This window comes from Streptomyces sp. NPDC005374 (genome assembly GCF_042872225.1).
Taxonomy (GTDB): Bacteria; Actinomycetota; Actinomycetes; order Streptomycetales; family Streptomycetaceae; genus Streptomyces.
Window position 1 is genome coordinate 540708 of the sequence record NZ_JBIAKA010000002.1, and the last position, 16959, is coordinate 557666.

A 16959-nucleotide genomic window follows, 5' to 3' on the forward strand; every position below is an offset into this window, starting at 1 on the left:
AGTGTTGAGAATGGCGCTCTCTCAAATGCACATCCAAGATTCCACGAAAGGGAGAATTGTGCTACCGTCCCACCCCGTCAGGGCGCTGACCCGAGGGAGACCGGCAGACTGTGGACGACTTCGAGAACATCGACTTCTTCCGGGACGAACGCCTCGTCGCGGACCCGTATCCGTACTTCGACGCCCTCCGCGGGCAGTGCCCCGTGCGCCGGGAGAACCACCACGACGTGATGATGGTGACCGGGTACGACGAGGCCGTGCAGGTCTACAACGACGCCGACACCTTCTCGTCCTGCCTGTCGGTCAGCGGCCCCTTCCCCGGCTTCCCTGTACCGCTCGAGGGCGACGACGTGAGCGCGCTCATCGAGGAGCACCGCGACGCGCTCCCGATGAGCGACCAGCTCCCCACCTTCGACCCGCCGAAGCACACGGATCACCGCGCCCTGCTGATGCGGCTGATCACGCCGAAGCGCCTCAAGGAGAACGAGGCCTCGATGTGGCATCTCGCCGACGGCCTCCTGGACAGGTATCTCCCGTCCGGCGAGGGGGAGTTCATCGGCGGGTTCGCGGGCCCCTTCACCCTGCTCGTCATCGCCGACCTGCTGGGCGTGCCCGAGGAGGACCGCGAGGAGTTCACGGACCGGCTCCAGAACCGGCCGCGCACGGAGGCCGGGGTGGGCAGCACCGGTGACGACAGCATGCACCACTCGCCGCTGGAGTTCCTCTACGGCCGTTTCGCCGAGTACGTCGAGGAGCGCCGCCGGGAGCCGCGCGGCGATGTCCTGACAGGCCTCGCGACCGCGACCTTCCCGGACGGTTCGACGCCGGAGGTCGCCGACGTCGTACGGGTCGCCGCCAACCTCTTCGCGGCCGGCCAGGAGACCACGGTCCGACTGCTGAGCACAGCGTTGCGGATCATCGCCGAACAGCCGGACGTGCAGCGGCTGTTGCGTGCCGAGCGCGACCGCATCCCGAACTTCGTCGAGGAGGCGCTGCGCGCGGAGAGCCCGGTCAAGGGCGACTTCCGGCTGTCCAGGGTGGCGACCACGGTGGGTGGGGTGGACATCCCCGCAGGCACCACGCTGATGGTGCTCAACGGCGCCGCCAACCGCGATCCGCAGCAGTTCGAGGATCCGGGCACGTTCGACGTGGGCCGGGCGAACGTCCGCCGCCACCTCGCCTTCGGCCGCGGGGCGCACACCTGCCCGGGGGCACCGCTGGCCCGCGCCGAGGCCCGGGTGGCCGTCGAGCGGCTCCTGGACCGTACGACGGACATCCGGATCGCCGAGTCCGAGCACGGGCCCGCGGACGCCCGCCGCTTCCCGTACGTGCCGACGTTCATCCTGCGCGGGCTGACCCATCTCCAGCTGGAGTGGAGCGAGGCGCGGTGAAGGTCGCCGTGGACGACGACCGCTGCCGGGGCCACGGAGTGTGCTGCACCTACTGCCCGGAGGTCTTCGAGCTGAGCGACGACGGCTACGCCGTGGTCGACTCCTCCGACGTACCATCCGAGCACGAGAACGCGGTACGCACCGCCGCCACGATGTGCCCCGAACGGGCCATCACCGTCAGCTGACCGGGAGAGCCATGCCCAAGGGCTACATCATCATCACCGAGACCATCAAGGACGCCGCCGGCATGGCGGCCTACGCGAAGGCCGCCACGGCTTCGTTGGCCGAGAGCGGCGCGAAGGTCCTCGTCGTCGACCCCGGGCCCGAGGTGCTGGAGGGCGAGTGGCACGGGACCCAGACCGTGGTCCTGGAGTTCGAGTCCGTGGCGGCGGCGAAGGCCTGGTACGAGTCGGAGTCGTACCAGAAGGCGAAGCCGTTGCGGCATGCGGCGGCCGAGTCGAACGGCGTGATCGTGTCCGGCTTCGAGATGCCGTCCGCGGGCTGACGCGAAGTCGGGGTGCCGCCGGTCGGCGTGACGCCCTGAAAGAGGCGGGCCCGTCGGGTGAGCGGCACGGAACGCATCGGCGGCCGCCTCGCTCGCCCTCACCGAGCAGGGATTCAGGGGCCTCCCGCACGCCCCTCGGTGCCGGCAGACCGTGCCGGACGGGCCGCGCGCCCGGGCACGATCCGCCGGCATCGTTCATGACCGTCCCGCGAGCGCGGCGAGCACTCCCCCGTCGACGAGGACGTCGACTCCGGTGAGGAACGACGCCCCGTCGGACAGCAGGAAGGCGACGACGGCCGCGAGTTCCTCGGGGCGCCCCTCGCGCCCCAGCGCCGACCCGTCCACGAGCGCCTTCATCGACGGATGGTTCGCCGCCTCCTGGAGCCCCTGCGGGGTGGCCACGATGCCCGGCGACACCGAGCACACCCGGGCCCCGAGCGGACCGAGCCGCATCGCCTCCCGCCGCACGAACCGCTGGACTCCGCGTTTGGCCCAGCTGTAGGCGACGCCGGGTTCCTCCACGGCGGGGCCGAGCGCGTCCCTCAGCCGGTCGGGGAACCCGGCGTCGAGCGGGTCGTCGAGGGCCTCGTCGGCGGCCGCGTTCGGCTCGCCGGCTCCCAGCAGGGCCGCCATCGAGGCGAAGCACACCATCGCCGTGCCGTCGGCGGCCAGCGGTCGCAGCGCCTCGGCCAGCAACGCCGTTCCCACGAGGTCGACATGGAGGATGCGCCGCCAGTCGGCCATGGTCGGCGAGATCCCGGCCGCGTGGGCGACCGCTCGCAGCGAGCCCGACTCCCCGGCGCGGGCGGCGAGTCGGGCCAGTGCGCCGGGGTCGGTGACGTCGAGGGCGAACGGCTCCACGATGGCCCGGTGTCCGGCGCCGGACAGTTCGGCCGCCGCCGCGAGCACCGTCGCCTCGTCGAGGTCGACCAGCAGCAGCCGGTCCACGTCGTCGGCCAGACGCCGCGCGCACTCCAGTCCCATCCCCCGGCCCGCCCCGGTGACGATCCCCACGGTGCTCATCCGTTCCTCCTGCCGGTCGTCCAGTAGGGCTCCAGCAGCGGCTGGAGACCACGGGTCACGAGCTCGATGCGCGGACCGCCGACGGAGTGGTGGAACGCCCAGTAGGGAGTGCCGTCGGGGCGTCTGCCCTGGGCCTCCAACGGGTGGCCGTGGCGGACGAGTCGGGCGGAGTCGGCGGCCACGTCGTCCGACCAGTAGCCGAGGTGGTGGACGCCGGAGTCGGCGGGCTGCCAGAGGGTGCCCGGGACGCTCCGGACGAGTTCCACGCGAGGGGTGGACATCGAGTACACCGACAGGAGGTCGAGAACGGCCTCGCCCTCGGGCAGCAGCACCTGGGCCGGTGCGCCGATCTCCTCGCACCACTGGTAGCCGAAGAGCTCCGTCAGCTCGGCGGCGGCCGTCGCGAGGTCGTCGACGACGAACCCCACATGGAACTGATCACTTGGCTTCACTCCTACGCTCCTTCGGGCAGGACCGTGCGCAGACAGAAACGGGTGATGCGGTCGACGTCGGCCGCCGTGGGCCGCTCCCGACGCCACAGATGGTCCGCGAGCCGGCCCACGGTGGCGTGGGCGGCCAGGGACGCGTCCAACTCCGCGTTTGCGCTGCCGAGTTCGGTGTACGGCCCGTGCAGCAGCCGCGCCAGCAGGCCCGCGGCCGACGGGGGCCCCGCGAGGAAGCCCTCGGTGATGCCGCCGGCGTTCCACATCACCGCGAGCGTGGTCGCCGCCGTCTCCTCGTCCATGGCCTGGGAGAGCACGCCCCCGACCCAGCGGCGCACTTTCTCCTCCGGTGCGGTCTCCTTGGCCATCTGGTGGGTGATGTAGCCGCACAACTGCTCGGCGCCGTCCTCCAGGATCGCGACGACCAGGGCGTCCTTGGACCTGAAGTGCCGGTAGAACGCCTCGTTGGACAGTCCGGCCGCCGCCACGATGTCGGCGACGCGTGGCCGTGACGTGGTGCCACAGCGCCGCATCACCTGGCGTGCGGCGTCGAGAAGTGCCCGCACCTCGGTCGTGTACCGGGTTTCGCGGCCCGCCAGAGCACGGTGCGCGATCCGGTCGGCAACGACACTCCGCGACGTGGGAATTGTGTTCTCATTCATGAGAACGCTATTCTGACAGCCGCCGGAAGGAGACACAATGCCGTGGGACTTCGAAACGGACCCGGACTACCAGGCACAGCTGGACTGGGCCGCCCAGTTCGTACGCGAGGAGGTCGAGCCTCTCGATCTCCTGTGGGACGGGCTGCAGTTCACCCCGCCCGACGACAACCTCCGCCGTGTCCTGGACCCTCTGAAGAAGGAGGTGCGCTCCCGCGGGCTGTGGGCCACGCACCTCGGCTCCGAACTGGGCGGCGAGGGTCACGGGCAGGTCAAGCTCTGCCTGCTCAACGAGATCCTGGGCCGCTCCTCGTGGGCCCCGATCGTGTTCGGCTGCCAGGCCCCGGACACGGGCAACGCCGAGATCCTCGCCCACTACGGCACCCCGGGGCAGAAGGACCGCTATCTGCGTCCGCTGCTCGACGGTGAGATCTTCTCCTGCTACTCGATGACCGAGCCCCAGGCCGGCGCCGACCCCAAGGAGTTCACGACCCGGGCCGTGCGGGAGGGCGGGGACTGGGTGATCAGCGGCTGGAAGTACTTCTCCTCCAACGCGAAGACCGCCGCCTTCTTCATCGTGATGGCGGTGACCGACCCGGAGGGTGACCCGTACAAGAGCATGTCGATGTTCCTGGTGCCCGCCGACACACCCGGCATCGTCATCGAACGCAACGTGGCCCTGGCCGGTGAGCCCGAGGAGCGGGGCTCGCACGCGCTCGTCCGGTACGACGGTGTACGGGTGCCGGCGGACGCGCTGCTCGGCGGCGCGGGCCAGGCCTTCGTGATCGCCCAGACGCGGCTCGGCGGCGGCCGGATCCATCACGCCATGCGGACGATCGGGCTTGCGGGCAAGGCCTTCGACATGATGTGCGAGCGGGCGCTGAGCCGGCGGACACAGGGCGAGCGCCTCGCCGACAAGCAGTTCGTGCAGGGTCACATAGCGGACTCGTACGCCCAGCTCACGCAGTTCCGGCTGGCCGTGCTGCACACCGCGTGGAAGATCGACAAGTACAACGACTACCGCAAGGTCCGCAAGGACATCGCGATGATCAAGACCCAGCTGCCCACGGTGCTGCACGACATCGCCCACCGGGCCATCCAGGTCCACGGGGCGCTCGGTGTGAGCGGTGACATGCCGCTGTTCCGGATGCTGCTCGGCGCGAGCGTCCTGGGGATAGCCGACGGCCCCACCGAGGTCCACAAGGTGACGGTCGCCCGCCAGGTGCTGCGCGACCACGAGCCGAGCGAGGACCTGTGGCCCAGCGCCTACCTCCCGAAACGGGTCGCGGCGGCACGCGCCAAGTACGCCGGGTTCCTGGAGCCCGGGGTGGAGGCCCGATGATCGACATCGAGCGACTGGCCGAGTGGCTGGACCGGTCCGGACTGCCAGGCAAGGGCGAGCCGATCGAGCACCGGTACGTCTCCGGCGGCGCCCAGAACGAGATCTACGAGATCCGCCGCGGCGACCTCCACTGCGCCCTGCGCATCCCGCCGGCCGCCGCTCCGGCCGCCCGGGACGAGGGGATCCTGCGGGAGTGGCGGATCATCGAGGCCCTGAACGGCACGGACGTCCCGCACACCGAGGCCGTCGCCGTCTGCACGGACCCCGCGGTCCTGGGCCGCACCTTCTACCTCATGGAGTTCGTCGACGGCTGGTCGCCGATGGGCGTACGGGGCTGGGCCGCCCCCTTCGACACCGACCTGGCGGCGCGGGCGGGGCTCGGGTACCGGCTCGCGGAGGGCATCGCGCTGCTGTCCAAGGTGGACTGGCGGGCGAGAGGCCTCGACGACCTGGGCCGGCCCGACGGCTTCCACGAACGCCAGGTGGACCGCTGGACCCGTTACCTGGACCGGGTGAAGGGGCGGGAACTGCCCGGCTTCGACGAGGCCTGCGCATGGCTGCGCACCCACAAGCCGCTCGACTACGTGCCCGGGCTGATGCACGGCGACTACCAGTTCGCCAACGTCATGTTCAGGAACGGGGCACCGGCCCGGCTCGCCGCGATCGTCGACTGGGAGATGGGCACGGTCGGCGACCCCAAGCTCGACCTCGCCTGGATGCTCCGCGGCTGGCCCGAGGACACCGGCGGTCCCGAGGCGGCCACCGCCCTGTACGTCGACCTGACCGGCATGCCCTCACGATCCGAACTGATCCGGCACTACGCGTCGGTGTCCGGCCGCCAGGTCGACGACATGGACTACTACGACGTCCTCGCCCAGTGGAAGCTTGCCATCGTCCTGGAGCAGGGCTTCCAACGGGCGGGCGACAACGAGAAGTTGCTGGCCTTCGGCCCGATGGTGCTCGACCTCATGAAGAACGCGGCCGACCTGGCGGAGACGACACCGTACGGGGCGTAGGACTCACAGCCCCAGGGACTTCGCGATGATGACCTTCATGACCTCGCTGGTGCCCGCGTAGATGCGCGTGATGCGGGCGTCGGTGTACAGCCGGGCTATCGGATACTCCGTCATATAGCCGTAGCCACCGAAGAGTTGCAGGCACCGGTCGACGGCACGGGCCTGCATCTCCGTGCAGAACAGTTTCACCCTGGCCGCGTCCGCACCGGACAGGTCGCCTTCGACCAGGGACAGCACGGCACGGTCGAGCATCGCCTGCCCGGCCTCGATCTCGGCGGCGACCGCGGCGAGTTCGAACTTGGTGTTCTGGAAGGAGGAGACCGTCCTGCCGAAGACCTGGCGCTCCTTCACATAGGCGACGGTGGTGTCGAGTGCGGCCCGCGCCTGGGCCACCGAGCCGACGGCGACCGTCATCCGTTCCTGCGGAAGGTTGTGGCCGAGGTAACCGAAGGCGGCGCCCTCCTCCCCCAGCCGGTTGGCCACCGGCACCCGTACGTCGTCGAAGGCCAGCTCGACCGTGTCCTGGACCTTGATGCCCATCTTGTCGAGGACGCGTCCGCGGGTGAATCCGGGCATGCCGTCCTCCACGACCAGCAGGGTCAGGCCCGCACGCCGGTCGTCGGGGTCGGTGGAGGTGCGGGCGACGACGATCACCAGGTCGGCGAGGAGTCCACCGGTGATGAAGGTCTTGGCTCCGTTCAGGACGTAGGTGTCCCCGTCGCGGACGGCGGTGGTGCGGATACCGGCCAGGTCGGAGCCGGTGCCGGGCTCCGTCATGGCGATCGCGGTCAGGAGCCGCCCGGCAGCGAGCCCCGCGAACCAGCGTCGGCGCTGGGCCTCGTCGGCGTAGGCGAGGAAGTACGGCAGGACGACATCGAGTTGGGTGCGGACGGTACCGAGGGTGACCAGGGCCCGGGCGGACTCCTCCTGGAGGACCATGTTGTAGCGGTAGTCGTCGAGGCCTGTGCCGCCGTACTCCTCGGGGATCGACATTCCCAACACCCCCAGCGCGCCGAGCTGTTCGAAGAGCGAGCGGGGCAGCCGACCCGCCTTCTCCCAGTCGGCGTAGTGCGGGACGACCTCCTTGGCCACGAACTCCCGGACCAGCTTGCGGAATTCCTCATGGTCGGCGTCGAAGACGTCTCGTCGCACGGTAGGCCCCCTTCAGTCGGCGAGTTCGACGAGCGTGGCGTTGGCGGTGCCGCCGCCTTCGCACATGGTCTGGAGTCCGTAGCGGATGCCGTGGTCCCGCATGTGGTGGATCATGCGGGTCATCAGGACCGCGCCCGAGGCCCCGAGTGGATGGCCCAACGCGATGGCTCCGCCCAGGGGGTTGAGCAGATCCGGGGCCGCTCCGGTCTCGGCGAGCCAGGCGAGCGGCACGGACGCGAACGCCTCGTTCACCTCGAACAACCCGATCTCGGCCAGGCCCACTCCGGCCTTTCGCAGCACCTTCCCGGTCGCCGGGATCGGACCGGTGAGCATCAGGACCGGGTCGGATCCGGTGACCGTGCCCGCGCGGTAGCGGACGATCGGTGTCAGCCCCAACTCCCTCGCTCGCTCCGGGGTTGTCACCAGCAGGGCGGCCGCGCCGTCGGAGATCTGGGAGGCGTTGCCCGCGTGGATCACCCCGTCGTCGAGGAAGGCGGGCTTCAAGGCGGACAGCTTCTCGACGGTGGTGCCCCGCCGTATACCCTCGTCGGCCGTCACCGCGCCCACCGGCACGATCTGCGCGTCGAAGGCCCCGTCGTCCTGCGCGGCGGCGGCGCGCTCGTGGGTGAGCGTGGCGTACGCGTCCAGCCGGGCGCGGGTGAGGCCCCACTTCTGCGCGATCTTCTCGGCGGAGACACCCTGGTTGAAGTCGAACCCCTGGTAGCGGGCGAGGACTTGGGGGCCGTACGGCATCCCGGTGGCCCGTGCCGAGCCGAGCGGCACCCGGCTCATCACCTCCACCCCGCCCGCCACGACGACGTCCTGCTGGCCGGACATGACGGCCTGCGCGGCGAAGTCGAGGGCCTGCTGGCTCGACCCGCAGGCCCGGTTGACCGTCGTGCCGGGGATTGTGTCGGGCCAGCCGGCGGCGAGGACGGCGTACCGGCCGATGTTGCTCGACTGGTCGCCGACCTGGGAGACACAGCCCCAGACGACATCGTCGACGACCGCAGGATCGATGCCCGTGCGCCGGGCCAGCTCCCCGAGGACCAGGGCCGACAGGTCGGCGGCGTGCGTCTCGGCCAGGCCTCCGGCGCGTCTGCCGACGGGGGTGCGGACGGCTTCGACGATCACGGCTTCGCGCATGCGGGGCCCTCCGGGGATCGGTACCAGCGGCCGGTGAAGCGGGGTTCGCGTTTCTCGGCGAAGGCCGCGTAGGCCTCCTGGGCGTCGGTGGTGGCGAAGTTCACCGCCTGGGCGCGGGCTTCCGAGGCGAGGGCCTCGTGCAGGGTGCTGTGGGTGGCCTCGTTGAGGAGCGCCTTGGTCTGGGCGAGGGCGACGGGCGGCCCGCCCGCGAGGCGCTCCCCCAGGTCATCGACGAAGGCGTCGATCCGCTCGGCGGGCACCACCCAGGTGACGAGGTTCAGGGCTCGCGCCTCCTCGGCGTCGATCGTCTCGGCCAGCAGGGCGAGCCGTTTGGCCTGCTGGAGCCCGGCGAGCCTCGGCAGCAGCCAGGTGCCGGCGCAGTCCGGGGAGAGCCCGCGGCGGGTGAAGATCTGCGAGAAGCGGGCTTCGGGCGTGGCCACGACGAGGTCGCAGCCGAGTGCCAGGTTCCAGCCCGCGCCGACGGCCACCCCGGTGACCTTCGCGACGGTGGGGACCGGGAGTTCGTGCAGCAGGACGGCCACCTCGTTCAGGTCACGCACCTTGTCCAGAGGATGGCGTGCATCGGCGGCCCCCGCCGTGAGGTCGGCACCGGAACAAAAAGCCCCGCCCGCACCGGTGAGGACGAGCGCCCGTACGCCACGGTCGCGGGCCGCCGAGATGAGCGATTCCCGCAGGGCCGCCCACAGTTCGGCGTCGACCGCGTTCTTGCGGTGCGGGCGGTTCAGCGTCAGGGTCCGTACGCCACCGGTGTCGCTCGACAGCAGGACGCTCACGCGTCCCTCCGCAGCTCGCGCAACTCCACGTCGGACAGGCCCAGTTCCGCCAGCACCCGGTCGGTGTGCGCACCGAGCGCGGGGACCGCGCCCATGGGCGGGTCGTACCCGGAGATGACCGGAGGCGGCAGCAGCGCCGGTACCGGCCCTGCGGGGGTGTCGATGTCGCGCCAGCGGTCGCGGGCCGCGAGGTGCGGGTGGACGAGGACGTCGCTGGGGGTGTTGTAGCGGGCGTTGCCGATGCCCGCCTCGTCGGCGCGCTGCTGGATGTACGACAGGTCGTGCCGTGCGCACCAGGCGGCGAGCTCCGTGTCCAGCAGGTCGCGGTGTGCGACCCGGCCGGGGTTGGTGCGCAGCCGGTCGTCGTCCGCGAGGTCCGGCCGCTCCAGCAACTCCCGTGCCAGGCGCTGCCATTCGCGGTCGTTGGTGGTGCCGAGGACGACGGTCCGGTCGTCGGCGGTGCGGTAGGCGCCGTACGGGGACACGGCCGGGGAGCCCATGCCGTGCGGCTGTTGGTCGACTCCGGTGTGCCGCGTGAAGTTGAGGGCGTAGCCCATCAGCTCGGTCATCGTGTCGAAGAGGCTGACCGTGATCGCCCGCCGTTCCCCCGAGTACAGCAGGGCCACGATCGACAGCGCCGCGTACAGGCCGGTGCTCGCGTCGGCCATCGGCGGCCCCGGCTTGGCGGGCGCGCCCGGTGTTCCGGTGATGGCGCAGGCGCCGGACTCGGCCTGGACGAGAAGGTCGTAGGCCCGCTTGTGGGAGAGCGGGCCGCCCTGTCCGTAGCCGTCGATCTCGACGGCGATCAGGTTCGGGTGAGTGGTGGCCAGGTCGTCGGGGGCGATGCCGAGCTTGGCGGTGGTGCCCGGGGTGAGGTTGGAGACGAGGACGTCGGCACGGTCCAGGAGGCGGTGCAGGGTGCGGAGTCCGGGTGCGGTCTTGAGGTCGAGGGTGACCGACTCCTTGCCGCGGTTCACCCACACGAAGTGGGCGGACATCCCGCCGACCACGTCGTCGATGTACCGGGCCGAGTCGCCGCCTGCCGGGTTCTCCACCTTGATGACCCTGGCGCCGAGGTCGGACAGGGCCCGAGTGCACAGGGGGGCGGAGACGGCCTGTTCGAGGGCGACGACGGTGACGCCGTCCAGCGGGCCCATCAGATCACCAGGCCGCCGTCGACCGGCAGCACCTGGCCGGTGACGAAGGAGGCCGCGTCCGAGGCGAGGAACACGAAGGCGCCGGCGACCTCCTCGGGCTCGGCCCAGCGGCCGAGGGGGATGCGGGCGAGCATGGTGGCGGGCTGGTCCACGGGGGGCCGAGGGGCCTTGGAGCGGGCGGTGGGCTGATCGACGGGCGGCTTGCCGTCATCGGCCTCGGGGTCGTCGGCCTTCTGCGGCTGCGTGGGGGCTGGTCGCGCAGTTCCCCGCGCCCCTGGGGAGTCCGGCTGGCCGGCGTGGGGGTCGTGCTCCCCGTCGAGGGTGCCGGTGAGGCCTGCTGCGGAGGTGACGTCGATGATGCGTCCCGTGCCGTCGGTGGGCAGGAGGCGCAAGGCGGCCCGGGAGCAGGAGAAGGCGCCCAGGACGTGGATGTCGAGCAGTCCCCGGAAGGAGTCCTCGTCGAGGTCGGGGAACATGGCCGGTGCGGTCACTCCGGCGTTGTTCACCAGGATGTGCGGGGCGCCGTCGGTGAGGGCGGCCGCCTTGGCCACGGCGGCGTCCGCGGCCGACCGATCCCGTACGTCCAGCGGTGCGCTGTCCGCCGTACCGCCGGCCGCCGCTCCGGAGCCGGCCGGTGCGTGGGCGACGGCGGCGCCTATGCCGCCCGCGGCTCCGGTGACCAGCGCGGAGCGTCCGGTCAGGTCGAACAACCCGTTGATCATGTCGTCCTTCACAGTTTTCACAGTCGTTCAGTCGGAGGCCGGCAGCGGCTTGGCCGCCTTGAGCGTCATCGGAGCGCCGTCGCAGGCGAGTCGGCCCGTCCCGGCGCTGGTACACAGCACTTCGAGGGTGTCGTCGGCGTCGATGTACCGCTTGCCGAGGAGCGTGACCGGCCCGGTGTCCGTGGCGGGCGCGGCCGGCGCACCGGCCGCGGGGATCATCGGTTCGCCGCCGCAGGTGAGGTCGGGCCGCCGGTCGGCGGGGGCCCGGACGACGACCACGCGGGTGGTGCAGACGGTGCTGGCGAACTGGTCACCTGGGCGTGGGGTCGGTACTGGTGAGGTCATGGCGGGCGGCCCCTTCACTCAGGCGGTCGGCGAGCACGGCGAGGTCGTAGGACTGGCGGGCCATCCAGAACCGCAGGAAGCCGGTGAGCGAGTAGCGCAGGAAGAGCGCCGCGCCGACGACGGTCGCGGCGATCCCGCCGAGGCCGAGGGCGAGTCCGTCACGCTGGTCGAGGGGGTTCTGGGTGGAGTGGGTGACGAGGTAGGCCGAGGCGGCGAGGGCCAGGCCGAGGACCATGAGGCCGACGCCGAGGCGCAGCCAGAGGGTCGCGCGGGCGGCGGCCGGGTCGGGGATCTTCAGTTCGGCCACTTCCTCGATGAAGCGGTCGGCCCGTGACTCGCCCGGCCGGTTGAGCGGTTCGGTGGTGGTCATGCGGAACTCCCCAGATAGAGGGCGGACAGTTCGTCGCGCAGGCCGCCGTCGGGGTGGCCCTGCCGTTCGACGCGACCGCGGACGACGACGGCCGCGTGATCGGCGATGCCCAGGACGGCGGCCGCGAACTGTTCGACGACCAGGACCGCCACGCCCTGCCGGGCGATCTCGGCGACCTGCTCGTACAGCTTGGCTACGACCAACGGGGCCAGTCCCATGGACAGTTCGTCCAGGAGCAGTACGGCGGGGTCGGTGGCCAGTCCGCGGGCCAGGGCGAGCATCTGCTGTTCGCCGCCGGAGAGGGTGCCGGCCGCCTGTGAGGACCGCTGGGCCAGGACGGGGAAGCGGGCGTAGGCGATCTCCTCGATCTCCGCGCGGCTGCGGCCCGTGAAGGTCATCATCAGGAGGTTGTCCCGGACCGACAGGTTGGGGAACACCCCGCGTCCCTCGGGGATCAGGCACACTCCGGCGCGGGCGAGGTCGCGCGGGTCGGCGCCGGTCACGTCCCGGCCGCCGAGCAGCAGCCGTCCCGACTGTGCGGGGTGGAGTCCGGCAGCGACTCTCAACGCGGTGGTCTTTCCCGCTCCGTTCGGGCCGAGCAGCGCGACGACCTGGCCGGCGCGGACGTCGAGGTCGATGCCGTGCAGGACGGTGATGCCGTCGTGGGCGGCCCGGATGTCGCGCAGTGCGAGAGTTGCCTTCACGCGTCCCCCAGGTAGGCGGCGAGGACCGTCTCGTCGGCGCGGATCAGCGCGGGCGGGCCGACGGCGATGACCTTGCCGAGGTCGAGGACGTACACCTCGTCGCACACGCTCATCACCAGGCCCATGTCGTGTTCGACGAGGACGACGGCTGTTCCGTCGTCGGCGAGGGACCGCAGCAGGGCCGCGAACCGCTCGGTCTCCTCGCCGTCCTGTCCGGCCGCGGGTTCGTCGAGGAGCAGCAGCCCGGGGCGTACGGCGAGGGCGCGGCCGACCTCGACGAGCCGGGCCACTCCGGTGGGCAGGGTGTCGGCGCTCGAGTCGGCGATGCCGGTCAGCCCGAGTCTTTCGAGCAGTTCGTCGGTGACCTGCGGGGCCCGCCGCCGCTCCGGGCCGAGTTCGGCGGCGACCAGGAGGTTGTCGCGGACGCTCAACCGGCCGAAGAGTTCCAGGCGTTGGAAGGTCCGGGCGAGGCCGTGCCGGGACCGGCGTGCCGGGCCGAACCGGGTGACGTCCCGTCCGTCCAGGACGACCCGGCCGGCCGAGGGCCTGCGCAGCCCGGACACGACATCGAACAGGGTTGATTTTCCTGCCCCGTTGGGTCCGATGAGGCCGGTGACCCGGCCGCGCTCGGCGCTCAGTGCGACCCCGTCGAGGGCGCGGTTGCCGCCGAAGGCGACGGTGACCGCGCTAACTTCCAGCAGTGCCACGGGCGAGCACCTCCCCGTCCTGCGGGCGCCAGGGACGCCGGATGCCCCACCACTCCACCGGTACGTCCGGCTCGCCGCGGGGGCGGGACGCGTAGGCGCGCAGGGCGTACGCCACTGCCAGGGAACCGAGCAGCAGCGTCCAGCCGTTGATCACGTGGGTCAGCCGCAGGACCCAGCCCAGGGCGAGGGTGCCCAGCAGGGCGGGCAGGGCGATCCGGTCGCGGCCGAGGATCTCCCACTGGTCGCGGAAGCGGGAGGTGAGGCCCTGCGGGCTGTGGCCCAGGCCCATCCCGGCCAGCGCCGGGAGTGCGCTGACGATGTTCTGGGTCCAGGAGGCGAGCCCGATGAGGAGGTTGGGGCCGACGAAGGCGGTGCCGGCGAACAGTCCGTTGCCCACCGCCCCGAGTCCTCCGATCACCGCGACCAGGAAGATCGGCAGTCCGGCGACGAGGTTGAACTGATCGGCGGTGACGGCCTGTTGCTGCATCCCGTACAGCGCGCCGCCGAGCCCCGCGATCCCGGCGGAGAGCGCGAACACGAGCACCTTGGCCACCAGGAGGTTCCCGCCTAGCGTGGCGTACGCCGCCTCGCTGTCCCGGAGCGCGATCAGCCGCCGCCCGAAGCCACTGCGCCGCAGCCACGCGACGGCGAGGGAGGCGAGGCCGAGGACGATCGCGGCCAGGACGGTCAACTCCGCCGCGGAGTCCAGCCGTAGCCCGAACACGTCGGGGCCGGCGGTGTCCACCGAGCCCTGGTCGAACAGCGCGATCCGCACGCCGAGGACCTCGAACGAGGGCAGGGTGAAGATCCACCGGTCCAGGACGACCGCGACGGCGGCTGTGCCGAGGGCGAGATAGACGCCCGAGAAGCGCAGCGCGGGTACGGCGATGAGGGCACCGACGGCGGCCGACACGGCGATCGCGGCGGGCAGCGCCCAGAGTTGGCCGTGAGCGCCGAGGTGACCCCACACGACCGCGCCGATGCCCGCCAGGCTGAGCTGGCACAGGGAGATCTGTCCGGCGTACCCGGCGAGCGGGACGTACGACAGGGCGACGATCCCGAGGGAGAAGATCGGGCCGTAGGTGACGAGGTCGGCTTCGCCGAGGACGGTGGCCAGGACGAGTGCGAGGACGACGGTGCAGGCGGCGAAGACGGCCGTCCCCCTGAGGGAGGGTGCCGGTACGGCGGTCAACCGCCTTTCCCGGCCCCGCAGTCGGGGGTGGCGGAAGACCAGCAGGGTCAGGAAGAGCAGCAGCGCGGGGGCGGCCAGGCGCAGGCCGGGGAGGTAGTCGTTCTGCGGGAGGTAGCCGGTGAGGTAGCTCTCCACGCTGCCGACGACGACCGCGCCCAGGAAGGTGAGCGGCAGGCTTCGCAGCCGTCCGAAGACGGCCGCGGTGTAGGCGCTGACGATCAGCAGGGAGAGCTGGGAGGCGTCCAGCGCGACGGTCGGGGCGATCAGGATGCCGCCGATCGCGGCGAGTTGGGTGCCGAGGATCCAGGCGGTGCGGCCGGCCCGGGTGGGGTCCGCGCCGGTCAGCCGGGCGAGGGCGGGGTCGTCGACGGTGGCCCGCATCTCCGTACCGGTGCGGGTGTGGTTCAGCAGGAACCACAGGCCTGCGGCGACGGCGAGAGCCACGGTCATGGTGAGGGCCTGATGCCAGGTGACGGTGGCCGGTCCCAGGTGGAAGGGCTTCCGGTCGGCGAAGAAGGTGTCCAGGGGGCGGGGGACGTTGGGGTCCCAGATCCAGCGGGCGGCGGCGATGGCGCCGCTGAGCAGCGCCACCGTCATCACCAGCCGTTCGGCCTCGCCGAGGTGCTGCACGGGCCGCATGAGGACCCGCTCGACGGCGAGGCCGAAGCCCGGGGCGAGCACCAGCAACACCAACGCCAGGGCCACCGGGACGGGCCAGCCCCAGCCGACGGTGAACTGCCAGTAGCAGAAAGCCGCCAGCATGCCGGCCGCCCCGTGCGCGAAGTTGAACACGCCGGTGGTGACGTAGGTGAGCACCAGGCCGCTGCCGATCACCGCGTAGATGGCGGCGGTGCTCAGGCCGACGATCCCGAAGGTGAGGAACTGCTCCATCTATTTCACGTCGCTCAGGGATTTGCCCACGTCGGCGAGGGTGAGCGGCTTGCCGTAGTTCCCCTTGAACTTGTAGGTGGGCGCGTCGCAGCGGTAGGCGCCGTCGTTGGGTGCGAAGTCGGCCGGCTCCCATCCCTTTGAGGTGGCCTTCTCGATGTTGAAGCAGCTCAGCGGGGCGTCCGTCTTGGCGAGGTCGACCGGGGCGAGCAGACCGCCGCCGGTCCACGCGGTCTCCTTGCGGGCGGTGTCGTAGACGCACCTGCGGGTGAGGTCGTCGCCGCAGGCGGTGGCCGCCTTGGCGAAGAGCAGCCAGGCGGCGAAGCCGCGTACCGCGGGGAGGGTGACCTGGGCCTTGGGGGCGTATTTCTTGAACAGGTCGACGAGTTGCTGGGTCGCCGGGTTGTCGGCGGACTTCTCCAGCGGGTACACCCCGCTGAGGTCGGCGAGGTTGTTCTGGAAGTCGGCGGACTTGCCCGCGAGTTGGAGGAAGGCAGGGCCGTAGGCGTTGTTGTTCGCGTCGATCCAGTCAAGCTTGTAACCGATGCCGGTCAATACCTGTTCCAGCTTGGACAGCTGGACGAAGTCGCCGTTGAAGATGAGGCCCTTGACGCCCTTGCTCTTGATGGACTGGGCATACGGTGTCCAGTCGGAGACGCCCTGGGCCGGGTACAGGTCCTTGTAGACGATGGTGGCGCCGGCGGCCTTCAGCCCCTCCTGTGACTCGGCGTTGATGACCTTGGTGACCGGGACGTCGCCGCCGATGGTGCCGACGGCGCCCGCCGAGTCCGGGTAGGCCTGCTTGAGCAGCCAGTCGTAGTAGCCGGCGTAGCGGTTGTAGGACGCGCCGCCCGTGGCGTTGAGCTGGAGGTCCGAGCCGTTGTTCTGGATCTGGCTGACCTGCGCCGGGAAGTCGGGCAGCAGACAGTCCAGTCGGTCCTTGACGCCGAGGGCGTCGAGTGCGGCGCCGCCGCCGACGAGGGCGAAGTCCTCCTTACAGGCCTCCAGCATCCGCTGGCGGACCTCCATCAGCTTGGAGTCGCGGGTGGTGGCGGTGAGCTTGCGGCCGTTGATGCCACCGGCGGCGTTGCACCAGGAGGTGAACACCTTGGCGGTGTCGACGAATTCGGACTTCTTGGTGAAGCCGACGTCGGAGAAGACCCCGACGTCGACGGAGTCGGCGGTGACGCCCTGGGCGGACGCGGTTCTGGCAGTGCCGGGGCCGCAGATCTTCTTCAGATCGCCGAAGTCGACCGCGGTGGCCTGTTGGGCGGCCTTGGTGGCCTGCCCGTCGTCGGAGGCCGAGCCGGTGTCGTCATGGCCGCCGCATCCGGCGACGGCGAACAGCGCGGCCGCCGCGAGGGCGGCGGGAATTGCCTGGACTCTCAAGAGAGTTCCCTTCT

Annotated in this window: 19 protein-coding genes; 5 read left to right on the top strand and 14 right to left on the bottom strand. The window is 71.3% G+C overall.

Annotated elements, in window-relative coordinates; all coding sequences use genetic code 11:
• Window positions 1-110 precede the first annotated feature (110 nt).
• The 3 genes from ACFYRX_RS07915 to ACFYRX_RS07925 are packed head-to-tail and all read left to right on the top strand — an operon-like array spanning window position 111 to window position 1896.
• The gene (locus tag ACFYRX_RS07915; protein WP_389097444.1) at window positions 111-1391 is read left to right on the top strand and encodes a cytochrome P450; all 1281 of its coding nucleotides are present in this window, start codon (window positions 111-113) and stop codon (window positions 1389-1391) included.
• Complete coding sequence (locus ACFYRX_RS07920; protein ID WP_389097445.1) at window positions 1388-1576, top strand: ferredoxin; 189 nt, start codon at window positions 1388-1390, stop codon at window positions 1574-1576. The genes ACFYRX_RS07915 and ACFYRX_RS07920 overlap by 4 nt, the downstream gene beginning before the upstream one ends.
• Before the next feature lie 11 nt (window positions 1577-1587).
• Complete coding sequence (locus ACFYRX_RS07925) at window positions 1588-1896, top strand: DUF1330 domain-containing protein (RefSeq protein WP_389097446.1); 309 nt, start codon at window positions 1588-1590, stop codon at window positions 1894-1896.
• Between the two features lie 195 nt (window positions 1897-2091).
• Here ACFYRX_RS07925 and ACFYRX_RS07930 read toward each other — a convergent pair whose 3' ends face one another.
• The 3 genes from ACFYRX_RS07930 to ACFYRX_RS07940 are packed head-to-tail and all read right to left on the bottom strand — an operon-like array spanning window position 2092 to window position 4024.
• On the bottom strand, window positions 2092-2919 hold the full coding sequence (locus tag ACFYRX_RS07930; protein WP_389097447.1) for an SDR family oxidoreductase: 828 nt from the start codon (window positions 2917-2919) through the stop codon (window positions 2092-2094).
• Window positions 2916-3371 carry a VOC family protein gene (locus ACFYRX_RS07935; RefSeq protein ID WP_389097448.1) on the bottom strand — a complete coding sequence of 152 codons (456 nt, stop codon included), beginning with the start codon at window positions 3369-3371 and terminating at the stop codon, window positions 2916-2918. The genes ACFYRX_RS07930 and ACFYRX_RS07935 overlap by 4 nt, the downstream gene beginning before the upstream one ends.
• A gap of 2 nt (window positions 3372-3373) precedes the next feature.
• Window positions 3374-4024 (bottom strand): TetR/AcrR family transcriptional regulator, encoded by a 651-nt coding sequence (locus tag ACFYRX_RS07940; RefSeq protein ID WP_389097449.1) that lies wholly within the window; start codon window positions 4022-4024, stop codon window positions 3374-3376.
• Between the two features lie 37 nt (window positions 4025-4061).
• Here ACFYRX_RS07940 and ACFYRX_RS07945 point away from each other — a divergent pair, with 37 nt between their 5' ends.
• Both ACFYRX_RS07945 and ACFYRX_RS07950 read left to right on the top strand, forming a co-directional pair.
• The gene (locus tag ACFYRX_RS07945) at window positions 4062-5363 is read left to right on the top strand and encodes an acyl-CoA dehydrogenase family protein (RefSeq protein ID WP_389097450.1); all 1302 of its coding nucleotides are present in this window, start codon (window positions 4062-4064) and stop codon (window positions 5361-5363) included.
• On the top strand, window positions 5360-6379 hold the full coding sequence (locus ACFYRX_RS07950; RefSeq protein WP_389097451.1) for a phosphotransferase family protein: 1020 nt from the start codon (window positions 5360-5362) through the stop codon (window positions 6377-6379). The genes ACFYRX_RS07945 and ACFYRX_RS07950 overlap by 4 nt, the downstream gene beginning before the upstream one ends.
• 3 nt (window positions 6380-6382) lie before the next feature.
• On the opposite strand, the gene ACFYRX_RS07955 is transcribed toward ACFYRX_RS07950, so the two are convergent.
• Genes ACFYRX_RS07955 through ACFYRX_RS08005 form a run of 11 tightly spaced genes read right to left on the bottom strand, consistent with a single transcriptional unit; the run spans window position 6383 to window position 16945 of the window.
• Window positions 6383-7531, bottom strand: a complete 1149-nt coding sequence (locus ACFYRX_RS07955; RefSeq protein ID WP_389097452.1) for an acyl-CoA dehydrogenase family protein — start codon at window positions 7529-7531, stop codon at window positions 6383-6385.
• Window positions 7532-7543: 12 nt separating this feature from the next.
• On the bottom strand, window positions 7544-8677 hold the full coding sequence (locus ACFYRX_RS07960; protein ID WP_389097453.1) for a thiolase family protein: 1134 nt from the start codon (window positions 8675-8677) through the stop codon (window positions 7544-7546).
• On the bottom strand, window positions 8662-9471 hold the full coding sequence (locus ACFYRX_RS07965; protein ID WP_389097454.1) for an enoyl-CoA hydratase/isomerase family protein: 810 nt from the start codon (window positions 9469-9471) through the stop codon (window positions 8662-8664). The genes ACFYRX_RS07960 and ACFYRX_RS07965 overlap by 16 nt, the downstream gene beginning before the upstream one ends.
• Window positions 9468-10628, bottom strand: a complete 1161-nt coding sequence (locus ACFYRX_RS07970; protein WP_389097455.1) for a CaiB/BaiF CoA transferase family protein — start codon at window positions 10626-10628, stop codon at window positions 9468-9470. The genes ACFYRX_RS07965 and ACFYRX_RS07970 overlap by 4 nt, the downstream gene beginning before the upstream one ends.
• Window positions 10628-11362: an SDR family NAD(P)-dependent oxidoreductase gene (locus ACFYRX_RS07975; RefSeq protein ID WP_389097456.1), complete on the bottom strand. Its 735-nt coding sequence runs from the start codon at window positions 11360-11362 to the stop codon at window positions 10628-10630. Before ACFYRX_RS07975 ends, ACFYRX_RS07970 begins: the two co-directional genes overlap by 1 nt.
• Before the next feature lie 15 nt (window positions 11363-11377).
• The gene (locus ACFYRX_RS07980) at window positions 11378-11695 is read right to left on the bottom strand and encodes a hypothetical protein (protein ID WP_389097457.1); all 318 of its coding nucleotides are present in this window, start codon (window positions 11693-11695) and stop codon (window positions 11378-11380) included.
• Window positions 11661-12065 carry a hypothetical protein gene (locus tag ACFYRX_RS07985; protein WP_389097458.1) on the bottom strand — a complete coding sequence of 135 codons (405 nt, stop codon included), beginning with the start codon at window positions 12063-12065 and terminating at the stop codon, window positions 11661-11663. The genes ACFYRX_RS07980 and ACFYRX_RS07985 overlap by 35 nt, the downstream gene beginning before the upstream one ends.
• Window positions 12062-12769, bottom strand: coding sequence for an ABC transporter ATP-binding protein (locus tag ACFYRX_RS07990; RefSeq protein WP_389097459.1), 708 nt, complete (start codon window positions 12767-12769; stop codon window positions 12062-12064). Before ACFYRX_RS07990 ends, ACFYRX_RS07985 begins: the two co-directional genes overlap by 4 nt.
• A complete protein-coding gene (locus ACFYRX_RS07995; RefSeq protein ID WP_389097460.1) occupies window positions 12766-13476 on the bottom strand; it encodes an ABC transporter ATP-binding protein in 711 nt (236 codons plus the stop codon). The genes ACFYRX_RS07990 and ACFYRX_RS07995 overlap by 4 nt, the downstream gene beginning before the upstream one ends.
• Window positions 13457-15559: an ABC transporter permease gene (locus ACFYRX_RS08000; RefSeq protein ID WP_389097461.1), complete on the bottom strand. Its 2103-nt coding sequence runs from the start codon at window positions 15557-15559 to the stop codon at window positions 13457-13459. The genes ACFYRX_RS07995 and ACFYRX_RS08000 overlap by 20 nt, the downstream gene beginning before the upstream one ends.
• A complete protein-coding gene (locus ACFYRX_RS08005) occupies window positions 15560-16945 on the bottom strand; it encodes an ABC transporter substrate-binding protein (RefSeq protein WP_389097462.1) in 1386 nt (461 codons plus the stop codon).
• Window positions 16946-16959 lie beyond the last annotated feature (14 nt).